18 protein-coding genes and 2 pseudogenes are annotated in these 22,234 nt (G+C 64.9%); 6 read left to right on the forward strand and 14 right to left on the reverse strand.

Annotation, left to right across the window (positions count from 1 at the left end; genetic code table 11):
* Positions 1 to 225: 225 nt before the first annotated feature.
* A pseudogene (locus tag AC1DRP_RS24215) lies at positions 226 to 983 on the forward strand (IS5 family transposase).
* A 13-nt stretch (positions 984 to 996) separates the two neighbouring features.
* Here the strand turns inward: AC1DRP_RS24215 and AC1DRP_RS24220 are convergent.
* A complete protein-coding gene (locus AC1DRP_RS24220; RefSeq protein ID WP_441507917.1) occupies positions 997 to 2,172 on the reverse strand; it encodes a hypothetical protein in 1,176 nt (391 codons plus the stop codon).
* Positions 2,173 to 2,441: 269 nt separating this feature from the next.
* Complete coding sequence (yghX, locus tag AC1DRP_RS24225; protein WP_441507918.1) at positions 2,442 to 3,329, reverse strand: YghX family hydrolase; 888 nt, start codon at positions 3,327 to 3,329, stop codon at positions 2,442 to 2,444.
* Positions 3,330 to 3,781: 452 nt separating this feature from the next.
* Between yghX and AC1DRP_RS24230 the strand changes: the two genes are divergently transcribed.
* Positions 3,782 to 4,336 (forward strand): manganese efflux pump MntP, encoded by a 555-nt coding sequence (locus tag AC1DRP_RS24230; protein ID WP_476769753.1) that lies wholly within the window; start codon positions 3,782 to 3,784, stop codon positions 4,334 to 4,336.
* 3 nt (positions 4,337 to 4,339) lie between these two features.
* Here AC1DRP_RS24230 and AC1DRP_RS24235 read toward each other — a convergent pair whose 3' ends face one another.
* Positions 4,340 to 5,233, reverse strand: coding sequence for a LysR substrate-binding domain-containing protein (locus AC1DRP_RS24235; RefSeq protein WP_441507920.1), 894 nt, complete (start codon positions 5,231 to 5,233; stop codon positions 4,340 to 4,342).
* Positions 5,234 to 5,700: 467 nt separating this feature from the next.
* On the opposite strand from AC1DRP_RS24235, the pseudogene AC1DRP_RS24240 reads away from it, so the two are divergent.
* Together AC1DRP_RS24240 and AC1DRP_RS24245 are read left to right on the forward strand one after the other, a co-directional pair.
* Positions 5,701 to 6,644: pseudogene (locus tag AC1DRP_RS24240) on the forward strand (enolase C-terminal domain-like protein).
* A 155-nt stretch (positions 6,645 to 6,799) separates the two neighbouring features.
* Positions 6,800 to 8,617, forward strand: a complete 1,818-nt coding sequence (locus tag AC1DRP_RS24245) for a chloride channel protein (RefSeq protein WP_441507954.1) — start codon at positions 6,800 to 6,802, stop codon at positions 8,615 to 8,617.
* A 163-nt stretch (positions 8,618 to 8,780) separates the two neighbouring features.
* On the opposite strand, the gene AC1DRP_RS24250 is transcribed toward AC1DRP_RS24245, so the two are convergent.
* From AC1DRP_RS24250 to AC1DRP_RS24275, 6 genes are all read right to left on the reverse strand, one after another.
* The gene (locus AC1DRP_RS24250; protein WP_441507921.1) at positions 8,781 to 9,662 is read right to left on the reverse strand and encodes a hypothetical protein; all 882 of its coding nucleotides are present in this window, start codon (positions 9,660 to 9,662) and stop codon (positions 8,781 to 8,783) included.
* Between the two features lie 341 nt (positions 9,663 to 10,003).
* The gene (locus AC1DRP_RS24255) at positions 10,004 to 10,366 is read right to left on the reverse strand and encodes a hypothetical protein (protein ID WP_441507922.1); all 363 of its coding nucleotides are present in this window, start codon (positions 10,364 to 10,366) and stop codon (positions 10,004 to 10,006) included.
* 299 nt (positions 10,367 to 10,665) lie between these two features.
* On the reverse strand, positions 10,666 to 10,797 hold the full coding sequence (locus tag AC1DRP_RS24260) for an ABC transporter (protein ID WP_113517473.1): 132 nt from the start codon (positions 10,795 to 10,797) through the stop codon (positions 10,666 to 10,668).
* Between the two features lie 456 nt (positions 10,798 to 11,253).
* On the reverse strand, positions 11,254 to 11,691 hold the full coding sequence (locus AC1DRP_RS24265; RefSeq protein WP_441507923.1) for a GNAT family N-acetyltransferase: 438 nt from the start codon (positions 11,689 to 11,691) through the stop codon (positions 11,254 to 11,256).
* A 147-nt stretch (positions 11,692 to 11,838) separates the two neighbouring features.
* On the reverse strand, positions 11,839 to 13,929 hold the full coding sequence (locus tag AC1DRP_RS24270) for a catalase (RefSeq protein ID WP_441507924.1): 2,091 nt from the start codon (positions 13,927 to 13,929) through the stop codon (positions 11,839 to 11,841).
* Between the two features lie 335 nt (positions 13,930 to 14,264).
* Positions 14,265 to 15,341: a D-alanine--D-alanine ligase family protein gene (locus tag AC1DRP_RS24275; RefSeq protein WP_441507925.1), complete on the reverse strand. Its 1,077-nt coding sequence runs from the start codon at positions 15,339 to 15,341 to the stop codon at positions 14,265 to 14,267.
* A 247-nt stretch (positions 15,342 to 15,588) separates the two neighbouring features.
* On the opposite strand from AC1DRP_RS24275, the gene pdxR reads away from it, so the two are divergent.
* Complete coding sequence (pdxR, locus tag AC1DRP_RS24280; RefSeq protein ID WP_441507926.1) at positions 15,589 to 17,094, forward strand: MocR-like pyridoxine biosynthesis transcription factor PdxR; 1,506 nt, start codon at positions 15,589 to 15,591, stop codon at positions 17,092 to 17,094.
* Between the two features lie 39 nt (positions 17,095 to 17,133).
* Here the strand turns inward: pdxR and AC1DRP_RS24285 are convergent, their stop codons facing one another.
* The 3 genes from AC1DRP_RS24285 to AC1DRP_RS24295 form a co-directional block, all read right to left on the reverse strand.
* Positions 17,134 to 17,535, reverse strand: a complete 402-nt coding sequence (locus tag AC1DRP_RS24285) for a GFA family protein (protein WP_441507927.1) — start codon at positions 17,533 to 17,535, stop codon at positions 17,134 to 17,136.
* Positions 17,536 to 17,627: 92 nt separating this feature from the next.
* Positions 17,628 to 17,888: a hypothetical protein gene (locus tag AC1DRP_RS24290; RefSeq protein WP_441488374.1), complete on the reverse strand. Its 261-nt coding sequence runs from the start codon at positions 17,886 to 17,888 to the stop codon at positions 17,628 to 17,630.
* A gap of 309 nt (positions 17,889 to 18,197) precedes the next feature.
* On the reverse strand, positions 18,198 to 19,070 hold the full coding sequence (locus AC1DRP_RS24295; protein WP_476769754.1) for a DMT family transporter: 873 nt from the start codon (positions 19,068 to 19,070) through the stop codon (positions 18,198 to 18,200).
* Between the two features lie 152 nt (positions 19,071 to 19,222).
* Between AC1DRP_RS24295 and AC1DRP_RS24300 the strand changes: the two genes are divergently transcribed.
* Positions 19,223 to 19,840, forward strand: coding sequence for a TetR/AcrR family transcriptional regulator (locus AC1DRP_RS24300; protein WP_476769755.1), 618 nt, complete (start codon positions 19,223 to 19,225; stop codon positions 19,838 to 19,840).
* 89 nt (positions 19,841 to 19,929) lie between these two features.
* Here the strand turns inward: AC1DRP_RS24300 and AC1DRP_RS24305 are convergent, their stop codons facing one another.
* Both AC1DRP_RS24305 and AC1DRP_RS24310 read right to left on the reverse strand, forming a co-directional pair.
* A complete protein-coding gene (locus AC1DRP_RS24305) occupies positions 19,930 to 21,417 on the reverse strand; it encodes a mannitol dehydrogenase family protein (protein WP_441507930.1) in 1,488 nt (495 codons plus the stop codon).
* Between the two features lie 4 nt (positions 21,418 to 21,421).
* A partial coding sequence (locus AC1DRP_RS24310) for a glycerophosphodiester phosphodiesterase family protein (protein WP_476769756.1) occupies positions 21,422 to 22,234 on the reverse strand: 813 nt, incomplete at its 5' end.

Consider the following 22,234-nt stretch of genomic DNA (forward strand, 5'->3'; position numbering starts at 1 on the left):
CAGAGCCCTCAGGCTCTCTTGACTATGCTGTATCGCTCGACGAACCGCCTCTGTCGTCGTGGCGCTCCCATGGTGAACCTGGCCCATAGCGCCTCCTTCCACTCACGCGAAAAGACTGCACCATCAAAGCCCGGGATCAAACAGCTAGGGCGGATCGACATTCAGGATTCACAACTGGCGCGATGTCTGATTCATGGGGTTCCGTGTTGAGACGCGGAGCCAATGATGGGGATCAAGCGCTACGAGCTGAATGAGGCGCAATGGCTGCGGATTGCGCCCTTGCTGCCCGGCAAGTCGAGCGATCCAGGTCGGACGGGCTCGGATAACCGCCTGTTTGTGAACGGTTGTCTGTGGGTTCTGCGCTCTGGTGCCCACTGGTGTGACCTGCCCGAGCGCTATGGCAAGTGGAAGACGGTGCATCGGCGTTTCAGTCGCTGGTGCCATACCGGGGTGTGGGAGGCGGTGTTCAACGCGCTGACCGCCGACCGTGATAACCAATATCTGATGCTCGACAGCACCATCGTGCGCGCCCATCAGCAAGCGGCGGCGGGAAAAGGGGGGCCAAGGACCAGGCGCTGGGGCGTTCCAGAGGGGGACTGACCACCAAGGTCCACATGCTCGCCGACAGGCTCGGTCGGCCCTTGCGGTTGCGCATCACGCCCGGCCAGGCCAGCGACATCACAGCCGCTCCCGATCTCCTCGCAGGTCAGGAAGCCGATGCGGCGCTCGCCGACAAAGCCTATGACAGCAACGATTTGCGCAACCAGATTGCCGCAATGAAGGCACAGGCGGTGATCCCGTCCAAGCGCAACCGCAAGGTCTTCATCCCTCACGACGGCGAGATCTACAAACACCGCAACCGGATCGAGCGATGCTTCAATCGCCTCAAGCACTTCCGCCGCTTCGCCACACGCTACGACCGCAGAACCATCCACTTCACAGGCTTCGTCCACCTCGCCGCAGCAATGATATGGCTACGCTGAATGTCGATCCGCTCTAGAACTCGTAGGAGATCTTCAATTTGGCCTGGTGACGGGCGAAGTTGTCGAGATCGAGCCGCCGGCCTGGCGTGGCTTCCGACTTCCCGGCAATCTGGGCGGAGTAGGCCGCGGAGATCGACACGGTCTCGCTGAGCTTGGCGTAGAGGGTCGGGCCGACGAAGACGGCGTGTCCTTCGAAGCTGTTCAACCCGAGCCCGGCATAGGAGCGCAAATAGCGAACCTCGCCGCCGATAAAGACATTGGGGTTGATCTGGATCGCGAGTGCTCCCGAGAGCCCGAGGAGAGAGGACCGCTCCGCTGACTTGCGCCGCGCGGACGCGACGCATGTCTCCAGGGCGTCGTCCTCGGCATAGGGCTGGCACGGCCCGGATAACACGCCTTCCAAGGGCTCGGCTTCGCCATTGAACAGGTTTACGCCGCGCGGGCGGAATTTCTCCAGTTCGTAGATCAGGTTGAGTCCACCGAACAACCTCCTGGGAACAAGTTCGGCATCAAGCGCGATCCGCCCCTCCAGCCCCACGCCCCGGCCACGCCCGCCAGCCTCCGCGTCGCGAAAGCTCGCGCCCGGCTCGACGATAAAGGTCAGGCCGACGGGCGAGGCGTCTCCCCGCTTGATAGCCTGCCATTTCAACTCGGCGGCAAAGCCACCGAAGCCGCCGCCGTGGCGATTGTCCAGTCCCGGTACGTCGCGGATCGAGACGCGGTTGCCGACCGCCCCCAACTCGATGCTGAGCCCGTCGACCGGGGCGAACGCAAAGCTGCCACCCAGGCCTCCCGTCCGATACCGGCCGAGGCGCTTGCCGAATGCACCCTCGCCGGCGCCGGAGATTTCGAACTTGCCCTTTTCGAGGATGCTGGTGCCCTCCGTAAAGCCGAACATGTCCTCGGTTTCGGCGCCCTCCTCGGCGTCATCGTCATCCCGGCTGCTCTTGCCGCCGCCACTGGCGCTGGCCTTGAGGACCCCGACACAGTCGTCGAACTGGCGTTCGCCGGCCTCCCGCTCCGCCCGGCGCAGCGTGCCGAGAAGTGTGTCCCGGTCGGGAGGGGCAGGTCTTGCAGCAGTCGCGCTGCGCAGGCGCGCGATGCCGGCGAGGCACTCGCTGCGCTCATCGGCATGGGTTGGGAGAGCCGTGAACAGAAGAGCGGCAGTCGTGGTCAAGACAAGGCGCATGGGACCTCGCGGGAACGATAGGCTGCAGCGCTCGGGATCATGAGGCTGATTCGGCTATAAACCGAGCCCAAGCGTCACGAACAGAATGTGCGCTCTCGCGGAGCACGTCCCCGAACAGCGCGTGCCCACCCTTGGCCCTTGCACGCCCAGGCGCAGTACTCCGCGCAGAGCGAACGGCCCATGGCCGTCCTACCCCGTGCGGAGACCGCGAATTCTGGCGCGCCCCGGTCGCTCTCACCCACGCTCGGGCGGGATGAGGCTCCGCTCGTTCAACTCAGGTAGCGCTTGAACCAGGCGATGGTCCGGTCCCAGGCCAGCTTGGCGGCCGCTTCGTCATAACGGGGGGTGGAGTCGTTGTGGAAGCCATGATTGGCGCCTGGATAGATATAGGCCTCATAGGTTTTCCCGCCCGCCTTCAAGGCCGCCTCATAGGCCGGCCAGCCGGCATTGATGCCGGTGTCGAGAGCGCCGTAATGGATCAGGAGCGGCGCCTTGATCCGCGGCACGTCCTCGGCGCGGGGCTGACGGCCATAGAACGGCACGGCCGCGCCGAGTTCGGGATAGGCGACGGCAGCCGCGTTGGCGACGCCACCGCCATAGCAGAAGCCGGTGATGCCGACCTTGCCGGTGGTCTGATCGCTCTTCATCAGGAATTCGATGGCCGCGAAGAAGTCATTCATCAGCTTCTCCGGATTGACCTGCTGCTGCAGTTCTCGGCCCTTCTCGTCATTGCCGGGATAACCGCCGACGGAGCTCAGGCCATCCGGAGCAAGCGCGATGAAGCCGGCCTTCGCGACCCGGCGCGCGACATCCTCGATATAGGGGTTCAAACCGCGGTTCTCATGCACGACGACCACCGCGGGGACGCGGCCGGATAGTTTTGCCGGACGCACCAGATAGCCGCGGACATCGCCATTCCCCTTCGGCGAGGGGTAGGTGAGGTAACTGGCGGTGATATCGGGGTCCGTGAACGAGATCTGTTGCGCGAGCGCGTAGTCGGGGCTCATCGAGGCCAGGATCGACGCCGCCGTCATGCCACCCACGGCGAATTTGCCGGCGCGATCGAAAAACTCGCGCTTGGTGATCCGTCCGTGCGCATAATAGTCGTACAGTTCGAGCAGTTCCTGCGGAAAATCCTTGGCGGTCAGGCGCGGCACAGTCGTTCTCCCCTGTGGTGTTATTGGCATCACGCGGCCGATCCTACGCGCCGGACCATTCCTGTCTTGGGAATTCCGGTTGCTGCCGTTTCAAGATCGCGTGTTTGACGTCCGGCAGGGACAGGACTGGTGCAAGCGCGATAGTCGAGAGGCACGAAATCGGCCTGGCGGATGTGCCCCTCCCCGCGTGATCTCACCAGCCGTAGCCTTCGACGCAGAGGTCGTCGAGCGCGCCCGGCGTCGCTTCGGCAGGGCCGCGGCATTCTTCTACATGCAAATGCGTCTCAATGCTAAGAATTTGAAATCGTTATCGAATTGACATCATGAGCGTGATTCACTAGGTGCAGACGCATCGGGGAGTAGCGGCGTGCTTCGGCGCGCGATCGCATCAACACGCTCGCGGCGAGGACTGCGTGGTGCGATCAGCCGGATGATTTCGGCCAAGCGAGACCGTGACGGAGAGGCCTTGCGGACAAGGCCCGAGATCCRTCTGGTCCTCCGTCCGCAATTTGAGACTGCCATGTCACCTGCTTCTATCGCCGTGCTCGCCGTGGGCATGTCCGTCGACGCCCTGCTGGCCTCGATCGGGCGGGGCGCCGCCTCCAGCCGCCCGCGTTTCACGCAGGCGCTATGTCGCGGCCGTCGACCACTGGATCGCCTTCGTTCTGCTCGGCATCGTCGGCGGGCGCATGCTCCTGCATTCCATGAAGCCTGCGGCCGAGCGCAATGATGCTGCGCATGGCAACTCGCTCTGGGCCCTGATGGCGACCGCGATCGGCACCAGCATCGATGCCATGGCGGTCGGCGTGTCGCTCGCCTTCCTGGACGTGAACATCTTCGTCGTCGCGCTGGCCATCGGCTTTGCGACATTCGTGATGTCGACGGGGGGCATGATGGCCGGCAACCTGGTCGGCGCCAAATTCGGGCGCTGGGCCGAGCGGATCGGCGGTCTCGCCCTCATCGGCCTCGGCACCTCGATCCTGTTCAGCCACCTGATAGCGGGCTGAACCTCAACCCCGCTCGAATGCGGCCCAGACGGCCTCGGCAACGGGCCCCTGACGGGCCATGGGACGAAACAGCCGGATCTCAATCGGTATGGCCAGGCCGGGATCACCGGCCTGGACCAGTCGGCCGAGCGACATATCCTCCTCCGCCAATGTTCGGGGCAGCCATGCGACCCCGTCTCCGGCGCGCGCCATCGAGAGCAATGTGGCGGCGAGGTGCGATGTAAAGACCGTCTCCAGCGCAACATTTCGATCTGCAGCGCGCCGAAGCCCGGTAATGATCCGCCCCAGGCCGGACTGCTCGCTGTAACCGAGATACTTGACCGGCACAGTGCGCTCGAGCCGCCAGCGCGGCGCCCCATCCTGGTCGGGCGCACAAAGCGGCACGAGCGTATCGGCCCCGACCACGATGCTCTTGAACTGGCTGGTTTCGACCCGGCTGCCAATGCTGGGGTGATGGTGGCAAAGCAGGAACTGCACATCCCCCCGCAGCATCATCTGCTCGCAGGCCTGCATGCTGTCGGAGATCAGGTTGAGGGTCCCAAGGGCCAGGATCTTCTCATTTCCACGAACCCATTTCGGAAAGAACGTGAAGGAAAGGGCGTGGGTTGCCGCGATAGACAACGGACCGGCGCCACGTCCGGCAACCTCCAGGGTATCGCGCCGCAACTGATGCAACGCGCGTGTCAGAACCTCCGCCTGATTGCGGAACTGCTCGCCTGCCGGTGTCAGCGCGACGCTATGCGTGGTGCGGATGAACAAGGGCGCACCGATCCAATCCTCAAGCGCGCGGATCCTCCGGCTGAAGGCCGGCTGGGTCACGTGCCGTGCAGAAGCGGCCCTGGAGAAATTCAAGGCATCAGCCAGCGCCAGGTAATCCTCAAGCCAGATCAGTTCCATTGGTAATGCCTAAAACGCATGATCAATTCCGGCAACAGCATTGGCGTTTGCCGCAAAGCAGTTCTAACCGTCGCTCCCGTCGTCATCTGCGGCTGTTCCCGCCCCTCAGCGGAGGTTCCGCCGGACGGCGCCCGAACAGAGGCAAGCAAGCGCCTCGCGGAACGGAATGGGGCGCCTTATCGAATGGAAAACTGGTCAATAATCAGCAGGATCAGCGAATTCTGCCTCCAGCGTCGATCGACCTTCGAGCAGGTTCGGACGGGCCTCGCCCAAGGTCGACACCAGCTTGCAGCGGATCGCCCAGGCTTCACCAGGCGAGCGAATGTCCCCAGCCTCCCCTCTTCGGAAACATTCGCTGTCGGCATAGCCAAGCCGAGCGGTCCCACGGAGGCCAGCAGGCCGGGATCGCGCCGGGCCTGGCGCATTGACGCTCCACCAGCACAAAATCCAGAACCGAACGGAAGGACCTGACCATGCGTATCGTCGATGTCGTCGAGATCACGAAGCCCATCGCCTCTCCCATCCGCAACGCCTATATCGACTTCTCGAAGATGACGGCGAGCCTTGTTGCCGTCGTGACCGATGTCGTGCGCGACGGCCGACGCGTAGTTGGATACGGCTTCAATTCCAACGGGCGCTATGGCCAGGGCGGCCTCATCCGAGAGCGCTTCCGCAATCGCATTCTCGAGGCCGAGCCGAAGAGCCTGCTCGATGATGCCGGCACCAATCTCGATCCCCAGCGCGTCTGGGCAGCGATGATGTCGAATGAGGCTACACTGTCGTCAAGATGAAAATCGGTGGGGCCCCGATCGACGAGGACCGCGAGCGCATCGAGGCGGCGCTGAAGGAGATCGGATCGCAAGCCCAGCTGGCGGTGGATGCGAATGGCCGTTTCGACCTGGAGACCGGCATCGCCTACGCCAAGATGCTGCGGGATTATCCTCTATTCTGGTACGAGGAAGTCGGCGATCCGCTCGACTACGCCCTCCAGGCCGCCCTCTCGGAATTCTATCCGGGGCCGATGGCGACGGGCGAGAACCTCTTCTCTCACCAGGACGCACGCAACCTGCTGCGCTACGGCGGCATGCGCCCGGATCGCGACTGGCTTCAGTTCGACTGCGCCCTGTCATACGGGCTTGTCGAATATCTCAGAACGCTCGATGTCCTCCAGCAATTTGGCTGGTCGCCGTCCCGCTGCATTCCCCATGGCGGGCATCAGATGTCGCTGAATATTGCGGCTGGCCTCGGCCTGGGCGGCAACGAGAGCTACCCCGATCTCTTCCAGCCCTATGGCGGCTTCCCGGATTCGGTTCGTGTCGAGGACGGCCACATCGTCATGCCGGACCTGCCGGGAATCGGATTCGAGGGAAAATCCGACCTGATCAAGGTCATGCGAGCGCTGGCTGAGTGAGCGCGCGCTGATGCAGCCAATGCAGCGCGATCGTCAGGGGCAGCGGATCGACGAGAACCGTCGGCGGGTTGACGCGCAGGGGGCGGGCCATCTAGCACGCGGCAGGTTGACACGGCCGGGGCGGCTCGATGCGCCTCGTCGTGGTTCCCAGCCGAATGCGGCTAGCTGGGGTGACAGGCGTGGTGGAGCCAACGGTCTTCGGAACCCTCGGTCGCAACCGTCTGCGCCGCAACGCGCGTGCGGCCTGGCTACGCTTCAGACGGGACCTGCCACGGCGGCTGCGCAGCGACGAGATCGCGCTCGTCGTCTTCGCCGGCCTGGTCGGCATCGCGGCCGGCCTGCTCGTCGTTGCGATGGTCGGGGCTTCGAAATTCCTGCACCTGTCCTTTTTTGCGACCCATAAGGGCGACGTCAGCGGCGCAGCCCTGGTCGATCCGCTCCGCGCGGTCGCAATACCTGTCCTGGGGGGCCTCTTGATGGGAGTGCTCGGCGTGGTGCTGGCTCGCCGCAGGCGGGGCTCCGTCGTCGACCCGATCGAGGCCAATGCTCTCCACGGCGGGCGCCTGTCGCTTCGGGACAGCCTGATCCTCGTGGCCCAGACGCTGGTCTCGAACGGTTTTGGCGCGTCCGTTGGCATGGAGGCCGGCTATACGCAGGGCGGTGCCGCCTTCGCCTCCAAGATCGGACGCCTGCTGCAGGTCCGGCGCGCCGACTTGCGGGTGCTGGTCGGCTGCGGCGCCGCCGGCGCGATCGCCGCGGCCTTCGATGCGCCGCTGACCGGCGCCTTCTACGCCTTCGAGCTCATCATCGCGACCTATACCGTCGCGATGCTCGCCCCGGTCGTCGTCGCCTCGCTCTGCGCCATAGGCGTGACCCGGCTCTTCCTGACGCCGATGCCGTTCCAGGTCGACATCACCGCGCCGCTCACCGGGCAGGACTATGTCCTCGTGATGGTGATGGGGGCACTCTGCGCCGGCCTCGGCATCCTGCTGATGCGGGGCGTATCGCTGGCCGAGTACCTGTTCAGGCAAAGCCGACTGCCGCTCGCCCTGCGTCCCGCCATCGGGGGGTTGATGGTGGGCCTGCTGGCCCTGCTGACGCCGACCGTCCTGTCCTCGGGACACAGCGCGCTGCATGTCGGCTTCGCCGCCGACTACACGGCGTCCTTCCTCCTCACCGTGATCCTGCTGAAATCGATCGCCTCGGCGGTCTCGATCGGCTCCGGCTTTCGCGGCGGCCTGTTCTTCGCCTCGCTCTTCATCGGCGCCATGTTCGGCAAGCTGATGGCTCTGGCCTGGACCGCCGGGTTCGGGATTCCGGCCGCTTCGACGGTCTTCGCCGTCGTCGGCATGAGCGCGATGGCAACCGCAGTCGTCGGTGGCCCGCTGACCATGGCCCTGCTCGCCCTGGAGACGACGGGGAGCCTGCCGCTCACGGTGGCGGTGCTCGCCGCCTCGGTCGTCTCCTCGATCACGGTGCGCCGCACCTTCGGCTATTCCTTCGCGACCTGGCGCTTCCACCTGCGCGGCGAGGCGATCCGCAGCGCTGCCGATATCGGCTGGGTTCGCGACCTCGCCGTCGGGCGCATGATGCGCCGGGATGTCCGGACGGTCGCGGAAGGCACATCCCTCGAAGGCTTCCGCCGCGCATTCCCGCTGGGCGCGAACCAGCGCGCCGTGCTGGTCGATGGACAGGGCCGCTATGCCGGCCTGGTGCTGGTATCCGAGGCGTATGGCGCCGATCTGGAGGTCGCCACGGTCGCTGAACTCGCCCGCAACCAGAAGGACGTCCTGCTGCCTTCGATGAATATCCGCGAGGCTGCGGCGCTGTTTGCCGCATCGCAGAGCGAGGAACTCGCCGTCGTCGACAGTCGCGAGACGCTGCAAGTGATCGGCCTTCTGACCGAGCAGTTCGCCCTGCGCCGCTACAATGCGGAGCTCGATCGCCAAAGCCGCGACCTGACCGGCGGCTGAGCGCAACCCAAACAGGGGGGCTCCCGCCCCTCCGCTGCCGCGATTGCGGAGCCCCTGGGCCCGAGAACGCAGAAGGGCCGCCAATCCCGGCGGCCGCTTCATCCTGCCTGAACGCAAGGACAGGCCGAAACCCGGCGGGCTTCGACCTGTGGGAACGCCTGGATCAGAGACGGCGCCGGCCCCAACCCGGCATTTCGCGCTGCTCGTCACGGTGGCCACCTCCAAGCACCGCCCCGAACCAGCCCGCGGCAGCACCGACGAGAAGCACGGCGGCCGTCAGGAAGGCCGAGATGATGCCGACCTTCCGTGCCTTTTCGGCGGCCTGCTTCGCCGTCTCCTTGGCCTGGTTCAGTTTTGCCAGCGTGTCATCGACACGCTTTTCCGCCTCGGGCTTGCCGATCCCGGCACGGCTTGCCATGCGGGTCGCGATATAGTCGCGGTCCGCCGGATCGAGCGTGCCATTCCCCATCGCCGTCGACATCAGCCGGCTCAGCTCCGAACGCTCTTCGGGCGTCACCGGCGCACCGGCGCCGGGCGCCCGCAGGATGCCATCGATGGCCGAGCCGAGCGGATCCGGCTGCAGCTTCAGGAGCGAAGTCGCCCCCGAGGTTGCGGCTGCCGCGCCCTCAAGGGCTGTGCGGCCCGCGCCAACAGCCGATGACGTCGCGATGAAAGCCAGCAGGAGCGCCCCCGTTGCCCAGACCAGGAGGCCATGCGCTCCGTCACGCATCTCCCGTTCGTGGGCGGTGGCATCGGGAACAGGGCGCCGCATCCGGCCGGCCACATAGCCGCCGGCAATGCAGGCCGAGACGGTGACCCAGAGCGCCCATAGCGCTGCTGCGATGCCGAGCACGGCGAGCGAAGAGCTGCGCGAAGGCTCCGCCGAAACCAAGGAAAGCCCGATCGCCGATCCGAAGGCCGTCATGATCGAGGAGATGGCGGCTGCGAGCACCGCTCCCCCCAGGATGGGGGCCCATTCCAGATAGGAGGACGGAGCCGGCGCGACCGCGATCGAGACATCGGTTTCTGTGGGAAGAACAGCCATTCTCGCCTCCTCTCAACGCAGACCAAGGAACGAGAGGATGGCCATGACCACCACAATCAACCCGACGAGATAGATGATACCGTCCATTGCCCCCTCCTCCTGATTGCCCGTGGCCAGCGCCACAATCGAGCAACCTCCGGTGGGGCATTCGGTTCCCTGCGCTATGGGGCGGCCTCTCAGGCCAGCGAACGAGCGGCTACCATTGCTCAGGACGACCGGCTGAAGCTGCGCCGTGACGTCGCGATGCTCCCGGCTCCGCAGCGTGCTCTGTATTTCTCGTCCACGGGCATGTTGGGCTGATCCGCCCGCTCGTTGCTCCTCGCCCATACGATCGCGCGCAATTACGACCCCTGCCCGCACTTCGCGCCAATAAATCGTTTGGTCGATGCGGCGAGATGCTCGGTGCCTCGGTGGAAATCTCCGTCGTATAAAAATTCCTTGCTGCCCATGTGGAGAATAAATCTGCGGTATCCCACATAGGCGCCGAAGCTATTCTTTGAATCGATCCATCCGCAAAGGTATACGTTCTCAGACACAGGCCTGACATTTCTGATTTTAGTCGAAGTACCGTCGTTCATGTGCAGATCGATAGCCTCAATCAGGGTTGCTCGGTCTATCGGCTCCAGCTTGGCCAAACTGCCATCGATATCTTCGAATGCGACGACGCCTGTCACGAGCAGCGCCGCAATGACCACAATGGACATTCGCAACATCTGGCTTCAATCCTCTATGACAGGCCAAGTTCGCTGAACAGCAGGGTGTCGTTGCCAGCAGTTCGGATCGCGCGGTCGGCAGCCGATCATCCACCCCGCCCTCGATTATCGTCAACACCCAGCGGACGAGGCGCTCGGCCGTTCGGCAGCGGGTGCCACGCGCGGCTCGCTGTAGCGGCAGGTCGGGCCGATCCGCGGCAGGACCGGCACAGGCAGACAAAAAAAGACCCGCCGCCCCTTTCGGAGCAGCGGGCAAACTCGGGCGACCCGAGGGTCGCTGGATTCGGGCCTCAGCCCTTGGTCACGATCGGCGAAGCCACCGGCGGCGGGGCTTTGCCTTTGCCCTTGCCGTACATATCGGCGGCACAGCCACCAATGCCCATCAGCCCCACAGAAACGGCCAGAACCAGTATGGTTTTCATATCGGTTATCCCTCGTTGCCAGGACGACGACGCCGCCCATCCAATGTAGCATGACGGAAGGGAAATTCCCATTTCCCCGATCGGTTCCATCGATTGAGGAAGTTATCGTGCGAAGGTTAACGAAAAAGACCCACCATCTCTCTCGGGATGGCGGGCCAGTTCGTGGGAATCCTCGCGGATCACTGTGAAACGAACGGGCATCCCTCCGGTTCCCGATGGGCCGCCCTGGGCGCCCCGGTCGCCCGCGTCCTGGCCGGCACGGTGCCGGGACGCGACTGCTGACGGGTCAAGCGCAGGCCGGCTCTGCACATGCCGGATTGGCAAGGTTGCAGAGGCTAGACGAGCGATCCGAACCTTGTTGCCCGCGAATTTCATGAATTTCGTACCGAATTCAACGGCACCGGCTGAGCGCTCCGGAGACGGGCCAGTCGGCGGCGATCCGATGCCAGCGCGCGGCTAGAGCGTCTTGCGAAGAACCCATTCGCCATGGCGCGTGGTCTCATTCGCCTCTGTAAATCCAAGCGACAGGTAAAAGCCCAGCGGGCTGTGCTGGCCCAGAACAACGCTGGTGATCAAGGTATCGAAGCCGAGCGCACGCCATTCCGTAAAGGCCAATTCCATCGCGGCACGCGCATGGCCTTTTCCCTGGTGCTTCCTGTCGACCATGAAGCGCCAGAGATAAGCCGATTTCGGCTGTTCCCCGCTGCGCCACAGGATGAAGCCCACGGGCTCGTCATCCGCATAGATCGCTCGAAACATCGATGTCGGCTCGAAATGAGCCTGAGCTATCGATACCGCTACAGGCGCAACATAGGTGCGCTGTTCGTCGGCGACCTCCAGGCTGCAGATCGATCGAACGGTTGCGGCGGTCACTTCGCGCAGCTCGACGCCCATGCTTCGCCTATCCGCGTCCCACCCGATCTGCCGCATTCCTAGCAGCAAACCGCTTTGACGCCTCCTGCCCAACGGAAAGACCCACCACCGTTCTGCATGGTGGGCCCATCCCGCAGGCCGAGCCTTGCGGGTTCCCGACCTTCCGGCTCAAGCCAGGGTACGAACCTTTGGCTCGCGGCCCCATTGGCGCGTGCAGGCGGGGGCAAGAAAGGCCTGAGCCTTGGCACCGAGCTCCACGACGCCCGCATCCGCGACGATGCCCGCCTTGTCGAGGAGCGGTTTCGCTTCGGCGCTGAAGCCGATCGCCTTGAGATGGCCAAAGGCGTCCTTGGCGAAATCGATGGCTGCGCCCTCGCTGAGCAGGGCTGCGCAACCTGCTTCGGACAGCACGAGGGCGATAGCGTCGAACATCACCGACGGCGTGCCCGCCAGTTGACCGTCGGCCTTCAGCGTCCTGCCGCCCTTCAAGGTCACGCCGCCGATCCTTGGCGCGACGATCTTGACCGTGCCGCCCTCGCCCTCGACGGCCTTTCCAAGCATGTCGATCAAGGCTCCGTCCGCCCCGTCCGAAACCAGGACACCGACCACCCGGCCCTTCAGCGTCTCGGGATACTTGCCGACGATGCGCAGGGCTGGCGAAACCTCCATGTCCTGCGGGGCCACGGCCGGCGCCGATGCCTTGGGCAGCGCCATGTTCATGCCGTCCGCGACGCGACCGGCCAGTGTCTCGTCGACATTGCGTAGATTGGAGAGAACCCGCAAGCGGACATGGTCGAGCGAGACCTTCGACAGCTCGAAGACCAGCGCGCTGGCGATGTGGGCCTGCTCGATCTCCGTCTGCGATCGAAAGAACAGTCGGGCGTGCGAGTAATGGTCGGCGAAACTCTCCGAACGCAGCCTGAGCTTCGTCTCCTCCACCGGCAGGGCGAAGGTCCGGAAGCCGCCGTTCGGATCCTCGCGCGGCCCGCCGTCCTCGCCGGCCTCGCTGAGGCTGTTGGGCTCGTAATTCGCGCGCCCCGTGAACACCTTTGTCTGCATCTGCCCGTCGCGCTGCAGATTCTGGAAGGGACAGCCCTTGGCCTTGTTGATCGGGATCTGGTGGAAGTTGACGGTGCCAAGGCGCGAGAGCTGCGTGTCCTGATAGGAGAAAAGCCGCCCCTGCAGCAGCGGATCCTCCGAGACATCGATGCCCGGCGGCATGTTGGTCGGCAGGAAGGCGACCTGCTCCGTCTCGGCAAAGAAGTTGTCCGGGTTGCGATTGAGCACCATGCGGCCGATGAAGCGGATCGGCACGAGCTCCTCGGGTATCAGCTTGGTGGCATCGAGAATGTCGAATGGCAGCGCGTCCGCCTCCTTCTGGCTCAGGAGCTGGACACCGAACTCCCATTCCGGAAAATCACCCGCAGCGATGGCTTCATGCAGATCGCGACGGTGATAATCGGGATCGGCACCGGCGATCTTCACGGCCTCGTCCCAGCAAGTCGATTGCGTGCCGAGCTTCGGCCGCCAGTGGAACTTGACGAAGGTCGGCTCATCCTTGTCGTTCAAAAGCCGGAAGGTGTTGACTCCAAAACCCTCCATCATGCGCAACGAACGCGGAATGGCCCGGTCCGACATCGCCCACATGATCATGTGGGTGGCCTCGGGCATCAGGCCGATGAAATCCCAGAAGGTGTCATGGGCGCTGGCGGCCTGCGGATATCCGCGATCGGCCTCCATCTTCACGGCGTGAATGAGATCGGGAAACTTGATCGCGTCCTGGATGAAGAAGACCGGGATGTTGTTGCCGACGAGGTCCCAGTTGCCCTCCCGGGTGTAGAACTTGACCGCAAAGCCACGCACATCGCGCGGCGTGTCGACAGAACCGGCGCCGCCCGCGACGGTCGAGAAGCGCGTGAACAGCTCCGTCTTGACGCCGACTTCGGTGAGGATCCTGGCGCGGGTGAATTCGGCCAGCGACTCAGTCAGCTCGAAATAGCCGTGCGCCGCCGAGCCGCGTGCATGGACGATCCTCTCGGGAATGCGCTCGTGGTCGAAATGCTGGATCTTTTCCCGGAGCACGAAATCCTCGAGCAGGGTCGGGCCACGCCGCCCCGCCCTGAGCGAGTTCTGGTTGTCGCTCACCGGCACGCCGTGGTTCGTCGTGATCCGCTTGTCCGGAGCAGAAGCAGTCTGGTGCGTCTCGCCCCCGTTGCCGGGGTTTGCCCTTGGCGTTCCCGTCGATCTTGATTTGCTCATGATGGCTGYCCGTCGCTGGCTTGCAAGTCGTCGGGGCCAGGTTTGGCGCCGCCCGGATCTTGCATGTGCGGCTCCAACGTCCGAGCCGGCCGCCCGTTCCCACCGAGACCGCTCCCGAAGCCCTGGTCCGGCGCCGACAGCGCGGGATCGAGTGCTCGCCTGCGCTGACGGTTGCTCGCCCCGGTTCCTTGCCAAAAGCTCGCCCTCAGAGGTATCGAACTGCCGAACGGCGGCCAGAGTTGTCGGCAATGATCCGCTGAGAACAGCGACGCCGATCGGTCGGTTGCTCCAACCGCTGCTCGCCTCGGCCGCCCCGATCCCGTTCACCGGCAATGTCAGCCGGCCCGACCGGCGCGCGCCAGGCCATGCGAGACGAGACGATCGATGATTTCGGCATAGCTCACGCCGCTGGCGGCCATCGCCTTGGAATACATGCTGATATTGGTGAAGCCCGGAATCGTGTTCACCTCGTTCACGAGAGGCTGCATATCCGCCGTCAGGAAGAAATCGACGCGCGCCATGCCATCGCAGCCGAGAGCCCTGAATGCCCTGGCGGCCATCTCCCGCATCTGCGCCTCGACCTCTGCGGGCAATTCCGCCGGTACCTTCAACGCCGCACCGTTCTCGTCGATATATTTGGCGTCGTAGCTGTAGAAGCCATGGCTCACGGCCGGAACGATCTCTCCGGGCCGGGATACGAACAATCCGCCCCTTTGATCTTCCAGCACACTGAATTCGATCTCGCGCCCCTGGATGAATTCTTCGGCAAGCAACTTGCGGTCATGCCGGAACCCCTCGCTCAGCGCCGGCCTGAATTCCTGGCTTCCGGAGACCTTTCTGACGCCGATCGAAGAGCCCTGCCGCGCCGGCTTGATGAAAAGCGGTAGCCCAAGTTCTCGTTCCAAAGCAGGAAGGTCAGGTGCAGCATCGTCGCTAATGGTCACGGATCGGGCGACCGGAAGGCCGGCTGCCCGCAGCAGGCGCTTGGCGATATCCTTGTCCAGCGCCGCCGCAGAGCCGAGGATGCCGCAGCCCGCGAGCGGCACGCGCGCGACTTCCGCAAGCCCCTGTATCGAACCGTCCTCGCCATAGAGCCCGTGCAGGACGGGAAACAGGATGTCGATCGTCCCGGCGTCGACCATCCTGCCGCCGGCCTCGATCGCGATCATTCGCCCGCGTCCGCCCGGGACGAGGGAGACCTCCGTACCGCTCTCGGGTTTGGCGAGCATGCCCCCCTCGAGGCGGCTCAGCAGCCATTGCCCTTCGCGCGTCACGAAAATCGGTACCGCGTCATATTTCGCGGGCTCCAGGGCATTCATCACATTGGTGGCCGACAGCACGGACACGTCATGCTCGGCAGAGCGTCCGCCGAACAGCACGGCAATCCGCAATCGGGGCGAAGACATCGACATCAGGAACTCCAGGAGATTCGCTTTGCAGAAGGCTCAAAAACCGACCGCGAAGCCGTGATGGGCGAAGACGCGGTCGAAGAGGGCCTGCAGCGGCGTGGCGCCTGCATCTCCATCCCTGCTTCTCCTCGTCGATCTGCGGCGGCACTTTGAAAGTGGCTCAATCAGAATGCATTATTGATTCATTTTACAGAGCCACTATACGATTCCACCCTGAGCCACTTGGTGAGCCATTTGGATGGGAGGCTTGATGAACCTGAAGCGGCGCAGGGAAAGCCCATCGGCTCGCTTTCAGCCGGGTATCAATCCATCCTCCCCGGCATCCCTGGCGCGGCAGCTCTACCTTGCCCTGCGCGGTGCGATTGCCGACGGCCGGTTGGATGCGGGACAGCGCCTGCCCTCGACCCGCCTGGCGTCGCAGGAGTGGAAGCTGTCGCGAGGCACCATTGCCGAGGCCTATGAGATCCTGATCGCCGAGGGCTATGCCATCGCCCGCCACGGGTCGGGCACCTATATTTCTGCAGGCGTTCCGGATGGGCTCTTGAGAGCCGGTGAACGCAAGGAGCCAGCGGCTCATGCGACCAGCCGCGCGCTCTCGCAAGCGGTCACGCGGGTTCTGACCTGCGGRCCCAGCCTCGAACCACAAAAGCCCCTGCCGTTTGTGACCGGCCGGATCGCCCATGATGAGCGGACCGCAGGCCTCCTGAGCCGCATTGCCGGCCGGCACATGAACTACGCCTTTGAAGGCTATGGCGATATTCAGGGGGAGCCCGCGCTTCGGGCCGCGATCGCCGCTCACCTGGCCGTTTCGAGGGGGGTGCGCTGTACGCCTGATCAGTTGTTCATCACGGCCGGAACGCAGCAGGCGCTCGACCTGGCTTTTCGCGTGCTGGCCTCACCTGGCGACAGCGTCGTTGTCGAGGACCCGTGTTATCCGCCGGCCAGACAATGCCTGACTCTCAATGGCGCGCAGATCGTCGGCCTGCCCGTGGATCACGAGGGGGTCATGACGGAGGTCTTGGCGGCCGGCTCGCTGCAACCACCGGCGCTGTTCTATGTGACGCCGTCAAACCAGTATCCGGTCGGCTCCGTTCTTTCCCTGCCGCGGCGGCTCGAGCTTCTCGCCTATGCAAGGGGGCATGGCTGCTGGATTGTCGAGGACGACTATGACAGCGAATTTCGCTATGACGGTCATCCGATCGCCTCGCTGCAAGGCCTGGATCAGGCCAATCGTGTCCTCTACACCGGCACGTTCAGCAAAGCCCTGCTGCCGAGCCTGCGGCTTGGCTATCTCGTGGTCCCGGCCGATCTGGTGCCGGTGTTCCGGGCGGTGCGCCCGGCGCTTGACCGCTGCCCGCCGACTTTCCAGCAACGCGTCGTCGGCGATTTTCTCAATGAGGGCTATTTTCCAGCCCATCTGCGCCGCCTCAGGGAGCGACTGCGCGCGTCGCGGGATCTGCTGACGGGCCTCCTGAGGGACCGTGCCAGCGAGCATCTTGCCGTCGTCGTTCCCGATCAGGGCATCAATCTCACCGCACGCAGCACGGGGACCTGGAGCAACGACAGGGCTGTCTCCGCGGCCGCCCTGGCGAAGGGCGTCGTCGTCATGCCGCTGTCCCGGATGAACGTCGCATCCTCCGATACATCGAGACTGCTGTTCGGATTTTCCGGGCTTTCCGAGGCGGAAGCCGATCTGGGAACGCGGCTTCTGGCGGAGGTGCTCGACGGTACGGATTTTCGCAAGGCGCCCGATTGAGGCGGCAATCCGGGAGGCGCGAGGCCGGTATCCGACCGCTCAGTCCGGGTCTCGCGGAAACGCCTGGATGCCGGTGGGCAGCGCAACCCATCCATGCCGCCGGATGTCGTAGACGGACACCTGGGGCAGCGGGAAATCCGGGTCGCCGAAGGCGCCGACAGCAACCGAGACCGCCCCGGTCGCCCCCTCCTCGCTGTGGAAGAGATTGCTCCCGCAGACCGGACAGAAGCGGAATTTGAACGCCGCTCCCTGGTCGCCGGTACGAACATATTCGAACGCCCGCCCGGACACCGTGTAGGGAGCGGCAAAGCTGGCCAGATAGGCGAAAGCGCTTCCCGTTCGGCTCTGACATGCCAGGCAATGGCACAGGCCGACCCCACGCGGCTCGCCTTCGACGGTGATGCTCAGCTGGCCGCATGTGCAGGAGGCGACGCGTTGCATGGGATCTCCCGAGCGTCAGAGCCACCTGCACGCAGCGGATGCCCGTTCGCCGCGTGGCATCCTGTTGCAGCGCGCTACGCGCCCGCGGGGGCTCAGTGCTTTGACGACCGGTGCTGGCCCGACTGGCGCTGCATCTCACCGGCCAGGCTTGTCTCGGAAGGGTGCCGCGTATCCGTCAGGGGCCTGCCGTCCCGCACGCAATAGCCCTGGGCCCGGCCGGCCAGTATCCATTGCTCGATCTGCTTGCCCAAAGCGTCGCCCTCGTCGTCATGGCCTGCGAGATAGTGCTCGCGCTGGGTTCGCTCCATGCGCTCCAGCACGGCCATCCAGTCTGTGTAGGTGGCTTTCGTCATCCCGGCCTCCCCTGCTGCAATCCCCGCGAAGCATGAATTGTGCCTGTCCGATATTCCTCCAGCCCGCCCGCGATCGAGCGCCGCAATCCATCCCATCTTTGCCCATTCCCGGACGACAGGGTCTGCCATATCCGACCACGCGTCCACGCCCGGTCAAACAAAAATCCGTGTTGGTTCATGGCCCGCCGATCGGGCTCGCTGATCACCGGACATTCCAGGGCCTCGGGATGATAAGGGGCCCGATCCGCAAGCGTAGCCAGACCCGGCGTTTCGAGCCGACCTGAACGACCGGGCTGGCCGCATGTCACATCAGGAACGGCTCAGCCGGCGGGTCCGCGTCAATTCGATCGCCGTATGGCAGACGACCGCTGCGAAGATGACCGCGCCCCCGATGACCGTGGCAACCGGCGGTTTCTCGGCCAGCAGGAGCCAGACCCACAAGGGGGTCATCACGATCTCCGTGGTCCCGATGAGCGCCGCCTCGGCCGGCGGCAGGTGACGTGCGCCCATGATGAAGAGCACCAGGGCTATCGAGAAATTCGTGGCGCCGAAGGCCGCGAGCACGACCCAGTTATGGAGGTCGAGCGAACCAGCCGAGCCGAAAGGGGCAAACAGCACGAAGGTCAAAAGCGCGCTGACGATGATGGGCGGCAGCGCCGGCAGGTCCGGGTTAAGCCTTGGCAGCACGATGACCATTGCGAACGAGGCCGTCATGACGAGGGCAAGCAGGTCTCCGACGACCCGCCCGCCGCCGATCGACGACGCCATGATGATGCCGACCCCGACCAGGCAGACCAGGCCCGTCGCCAGCGTACGCCAGGACGCGCGCTCCTTCAGGAGTAGCCAGCCCAGGAGCGCGGCAATGAACGGTGCGGTTGCATAGATGGCGGCGACGTTGGCGACGCTGGTCGTGTAGTAGGCGCCGATGAAGCTCGCCTGGCTGATCGTCTGGCAGGCGATCATGGCCAAACCCGCCGGCTGCACGACCGCCCGCCAGTGCCGGCGCGACAGGCCGCCGCCGAGCATGAGCAAGGGCCCAATCAGGAAGAGACCGGCGAACAGGGAGCGCCATCCGATCGCCGTCCAGACATCGGTGGTCAGCAGGCGCGAATAGAGCCCGCTGGCGCTCCAGCAGATCGTCGCCGCCAGGACGAGGAACGTCCCCCTGGAGCGCTCACTCATGTGTGTCGAATGCTGGGTCAAGCGCTGTGTCTGCCGGTGCGTCGGGTTCGGGGTCGTGGCGGGTCTTGTGGCGCGGGACTATGCGATTGTATAGCTACTATRCAAGCGCATAATATTGATCTGCTGACCCTGACTGCATCGGAGGCACAGTGATGACGGCGACATTCAGGCGGGCCCCCGACTTCAACCGACGCGCCGACCTGATCGAAGCCGCGCTCGACTGCATCGCGGAGCTCGGCATCCAGGGCACGACGGTACGCGCCGTGGCTGCCCATGCCGGCGTCAGCAACGGCCTGATCCGGCACCACTTCGCGTCGAAGGACAATCTGATGGTCGAAGCGTACCGTCGGACGATCGAGATCATCACCGGACCGCCTCTCGCGATCGTCGAGACGGAGGGCAGCGCGCATGAGAAGCTGCGCCGTTTCATCCTCGCGAGCATCAGCGGGCCGGTCGCCGATCCTCGCGTCCTGTCGCTATGGGCGACCTTCATCAGCCAGGTTCCGATCAACCCTGCCTTCGCCGAGGTGCATCGCGACAAATATCTCGCCTACCGATGCGCCTGCGACCACCTGATCGGAGAAGTGCTGACGGCCGAGCAGCGCAATCCAGGCCCATCCGAGCGGCAACGCCTCAGCATCGCGCTCAACGCCGTGATCGACGGCCTCTGGCTTGAAGGATGCCTCAGCGCAGAGGAGATCGACGAGAGGCTCCAGGCGGAGACCGGGATCAGGACGATCGAAAGCCTGCTGGACATCAAGCTTGCCTGATAAGCCAGATTCCCGCCCCGTTCCGCGAACCGGACTAGCCTGATGCCCCGAGTGTAGCCTGGCAGCGCGGCGCCCGAACGCCGACGCGCTCAGCCCTGGGCGCTGCGGGCCAGATAGTGGTCGAGGCTCGCCCGCGTGCCGACGTGCCAAATTCGTTGCAGGGTCTGACCAAAAGCCTCCCGGAAGCGCGCGTCGTCCGCCAGATCGCCATAGACATCCCGCATCGCGAGCCAGGACTCCGGCTGGATTCTGGCCTTGCGGGCCTGCTCCGTCAGCCTTTGCCAGCTCGGATCGTTCGGCGCGATCGCCTGCCCGCTTTCGGTTTCGCCATAGCAATAGCGGCACCAGAGCGCGGAGACGAGCGCGAGACCGTCGATGGGGCGGCCTGCCCCGAGCGCGTCGCGCAGCGTCGGCAGGATGAACTTGGGCTGGCGGTTCGACCCGTCCAGGCAAAGCCGGCGGATCGTGTCGCCGATCTTCGGATTGGCGAAGCGCCGCTCGATCGTCCGCCGATAAGCCCCGAGGTCGGTATTGGGCACAGGGGGCACGAGCGGGATGATCTCGTGATCGAGCAGGGCCCGGAGGAAACGCGCGATCTGCGGGTCCTCCATCGCCTCATGTACGAAATGGATATCGAGCAGGCCGGCGGGATAGGCGATCGCCGCGTGCCCGCCATTCAGGATGCGGATTTTCATCAGCTCGAAGGGCGCGACATCGGCGACGAATTCGACACCGACCTGTTCGAGCCGCGGCCGCCCGGCGGGGAAGCGATCCTCCAGCACCCATTGCCGAAAATCCTCGCAGAAGACCGGGCGCCGGTCGTCGATGCCGAAATCGCTGCGCAGGGCCGCGCGCTCGCGCTCCGAGGTCGCGGGCGTGATGCGGTCGACCATCCCGTTGGGAAAGGCGACGCTCTCGCGGATCCAGTGCGCGTCGGAACGGTCGACCAGTTCCACCAGCCCGGCGACGGCATTCTCCGTGACATGGCCATTGCCCGGCAGGTTGTCGCAGGACATCACCGTGAAGGGCGCAAGGCCGGCGGCGCGGCGCTGCAGAAGGGCGGCGCCGATCAGCCCGAAGGCGGTCTTTGGAGAGGCGAGCCTATCGGCGGCATCCGCAATGATATCGGGGTGGTTCGCGTCGAAGGCCTGCGTCGCCGGATCGATGTAGTAGCCGCCCTCGGTGACKGTGAGCGAGACGATCCGCGTGCGGGCATCGACGAGGCGAGCGAGCAGCCCTGCCCTGTCGCCGGGCGGGATGAAATCGATCATCGCACCGGTGATCCGCGCCTGCGCGGAGGTCGCTTCCTGCGCGACGACCGTGGTCAGGAAGTCCTGGGCGGCAAGCTCGCGCCCCATCGCCGCATCGCTTTCCTGCACGCCGGTGCCGATGATCGCCCAGTCGCGATCGAGCCCGCTCTCGAAGAGTTCGTCGAGATAGCAGGCCTGATGCGCGCGGTGGAAATTGCCGACGCCGAAATGGACGATGCCGGCGCTCAGATCCTCCGGCCGATAGCGCGGCCGGGCGACCGCGCTGCCGATTTCGCCGAGCCGGGCCCGCGACAGAGTGACGGCCATCGCCTCACCCAGCCTTCGCGGCCAGCAATTGCAGGGCGAGATCGGGGCGATCGCTGGTGATCTGCGCGATCGGCTGCCCCAGCCAGTAATCAAGCTCGCGCAGGGTGTTCGGCACCCAGACACCGAGTTTCTCGCGCCCGACAATGCCCAGCGCACGATCGAGTGCCAGCCGCAGCAGCGACTGCTCGACCGCGATGATGCAGCCGAGATCGACGAAGCGCCGCAAGGTGGCATCAACGCCGCCGAAGGCTTCGCAGGAGCGGCGATCGACCGAAGCGAGGCGGCGCATGTGCGGGGCCTTCGCCCGGATCTCCTCGATGACCTMGGGAACGAAGCAGGTCAGGACGACGCGCGAGGCCATGCCTCTGGCCTCGACCAGGGCGATGACCTTCTCCAGCAGTCCCGCATGGGGATTGCCGAGCGCGTCCATCTTCATCTCGATCTCGAGCTCTATGCCGGTCGGCGCGAAGACGTCGAGCACGGCCGCCAAGGTCGGGATCGTCTCGCCCAGCGTGTCGTTGAGCCGAACCTTGCGCAGCGCCTCGCGGGAGAGCCCGGCGACCGGCCCCTTATGGTCCGTGGTGCGCTCGAGCAGCGGATCATGGATCACCATGATCTCGCCATCGGCGGAGAGATGCACATCGAGTTCGACCGCGTCGACCTTGAGGTCGCAGACGTTCTTGAGGTCGCAGACTTGCCGGAAGCCGCTGAGACTGTTCTCCGCCCAGATATTGCGCGCGCCGCGATGTCCGATGATCCGCATGATGGTCGCCTTGGTTTTATGGTGCTGGCCGCTACTTGCCGCTGTCGACAAGTC

This window comes from Allobosea sp. 01N443 (assembly GCF_056399325.1).

Excerpts from the sequence above, each read along its gene's own strand:
- AC1DRP_RS24220 (WP_441507917.1), bottom strand. The coding sequence starts at position 2,172 with ATGCGCCTTGTCTTGACCACGACTGCCGCTCTTCTGTTCACGGCTCTC.
- AC1DRP_RS24235 (WP_441507920.1), bottom strand. The coding sequence starts at position 5,233 with ATGGAACTGATCTGGCTTGAGGATTACCTGGCGCTGGCTGATGCCTTG.
- AC1DRP_RS24245 (WP_441507954.1), top strand. The coding sequence starts at position 6,800 with ATGCGGCTAGCTGGGGTGACAGGCGTGGTGGAGCCAACGGTCTTCGGA.
- AC1DRP_RS24250 (WP_441507921.1), bottom strand. The coding sequence starts at position 9,662 with ATGGCTGTTCTTCCCACAGAAACCGATGTCTCGATCGCGGTCGCGCCG.
- AC1DRP_RS24255 (WP_441507922.1), bottom strand. The coding sequence starts at position 10,366 with ATGTCCATTGTGGTCATTGCGGCGCTGCTCGTGACAGGCGTCGTCGCA.
- AC1DRP_RS24260 (WP_113517473.1), bottom strand. The coding sequence starts at position 10,797 with ATGAAAACCATACTGGTTCTGGCCGTTTCTGTGGGGCTGATGGGCATT.
- AC1DRP_RS24265 (WP_441507923.1), bottom strand. The coding sequence starts at position 11,691 with ATGGGCGTCGAGCTGCGCGAAGTGACCGCCGCAACCGTTCGATCGATC.
- AC1DRP_RS24270 (WP_441507924.1), bottom strand. The coding sequence starts at position 13,929 with ATGAGCAAATCAAGATCGACGGGAACGCCAAGGGCAAACCCCGGCAAC.
- AC1DRP_RS24275 (WP_441507925.1), bottom strand. The coding sequence starts at position 15,341 with ATGTCGATGTCTTCGCCCCGATTGCGGATTGCCGTGCTGTTCGGCGGA.
- AC1DRP_RS24285 (WP_441507927.1), bottom strand. The coding sequence starts at position 17,535 with ATGCAACGCGTCGCCTCCTGCACATGCGGCCAGCTGAGCATCACCGTC.
- AC1DRP_RS24290 (WP_441488374.1), bottom strand. The coding sequence starts at position 17,888 with ATGACGAAAGCCACCTACACAGACTGGATGGCCGTGCTGGAGCGCATG.
- AC1DRP_RS24295 (WP_476769754.1), bottom strand. The coding sequence starts at position 19,070 with ATGAGTGAGCGCTCCAGGGGGACGTTCCTCGTCCTGGCGGCGACGATC.
- AC1DRP_RS24300 (WP_476769755.1), top strand. The coding sequence starts at position 19,223 with ATGACGGCGACATTCAGGCGGGCCCCCGACTTCAACCGACGCGCCGAC.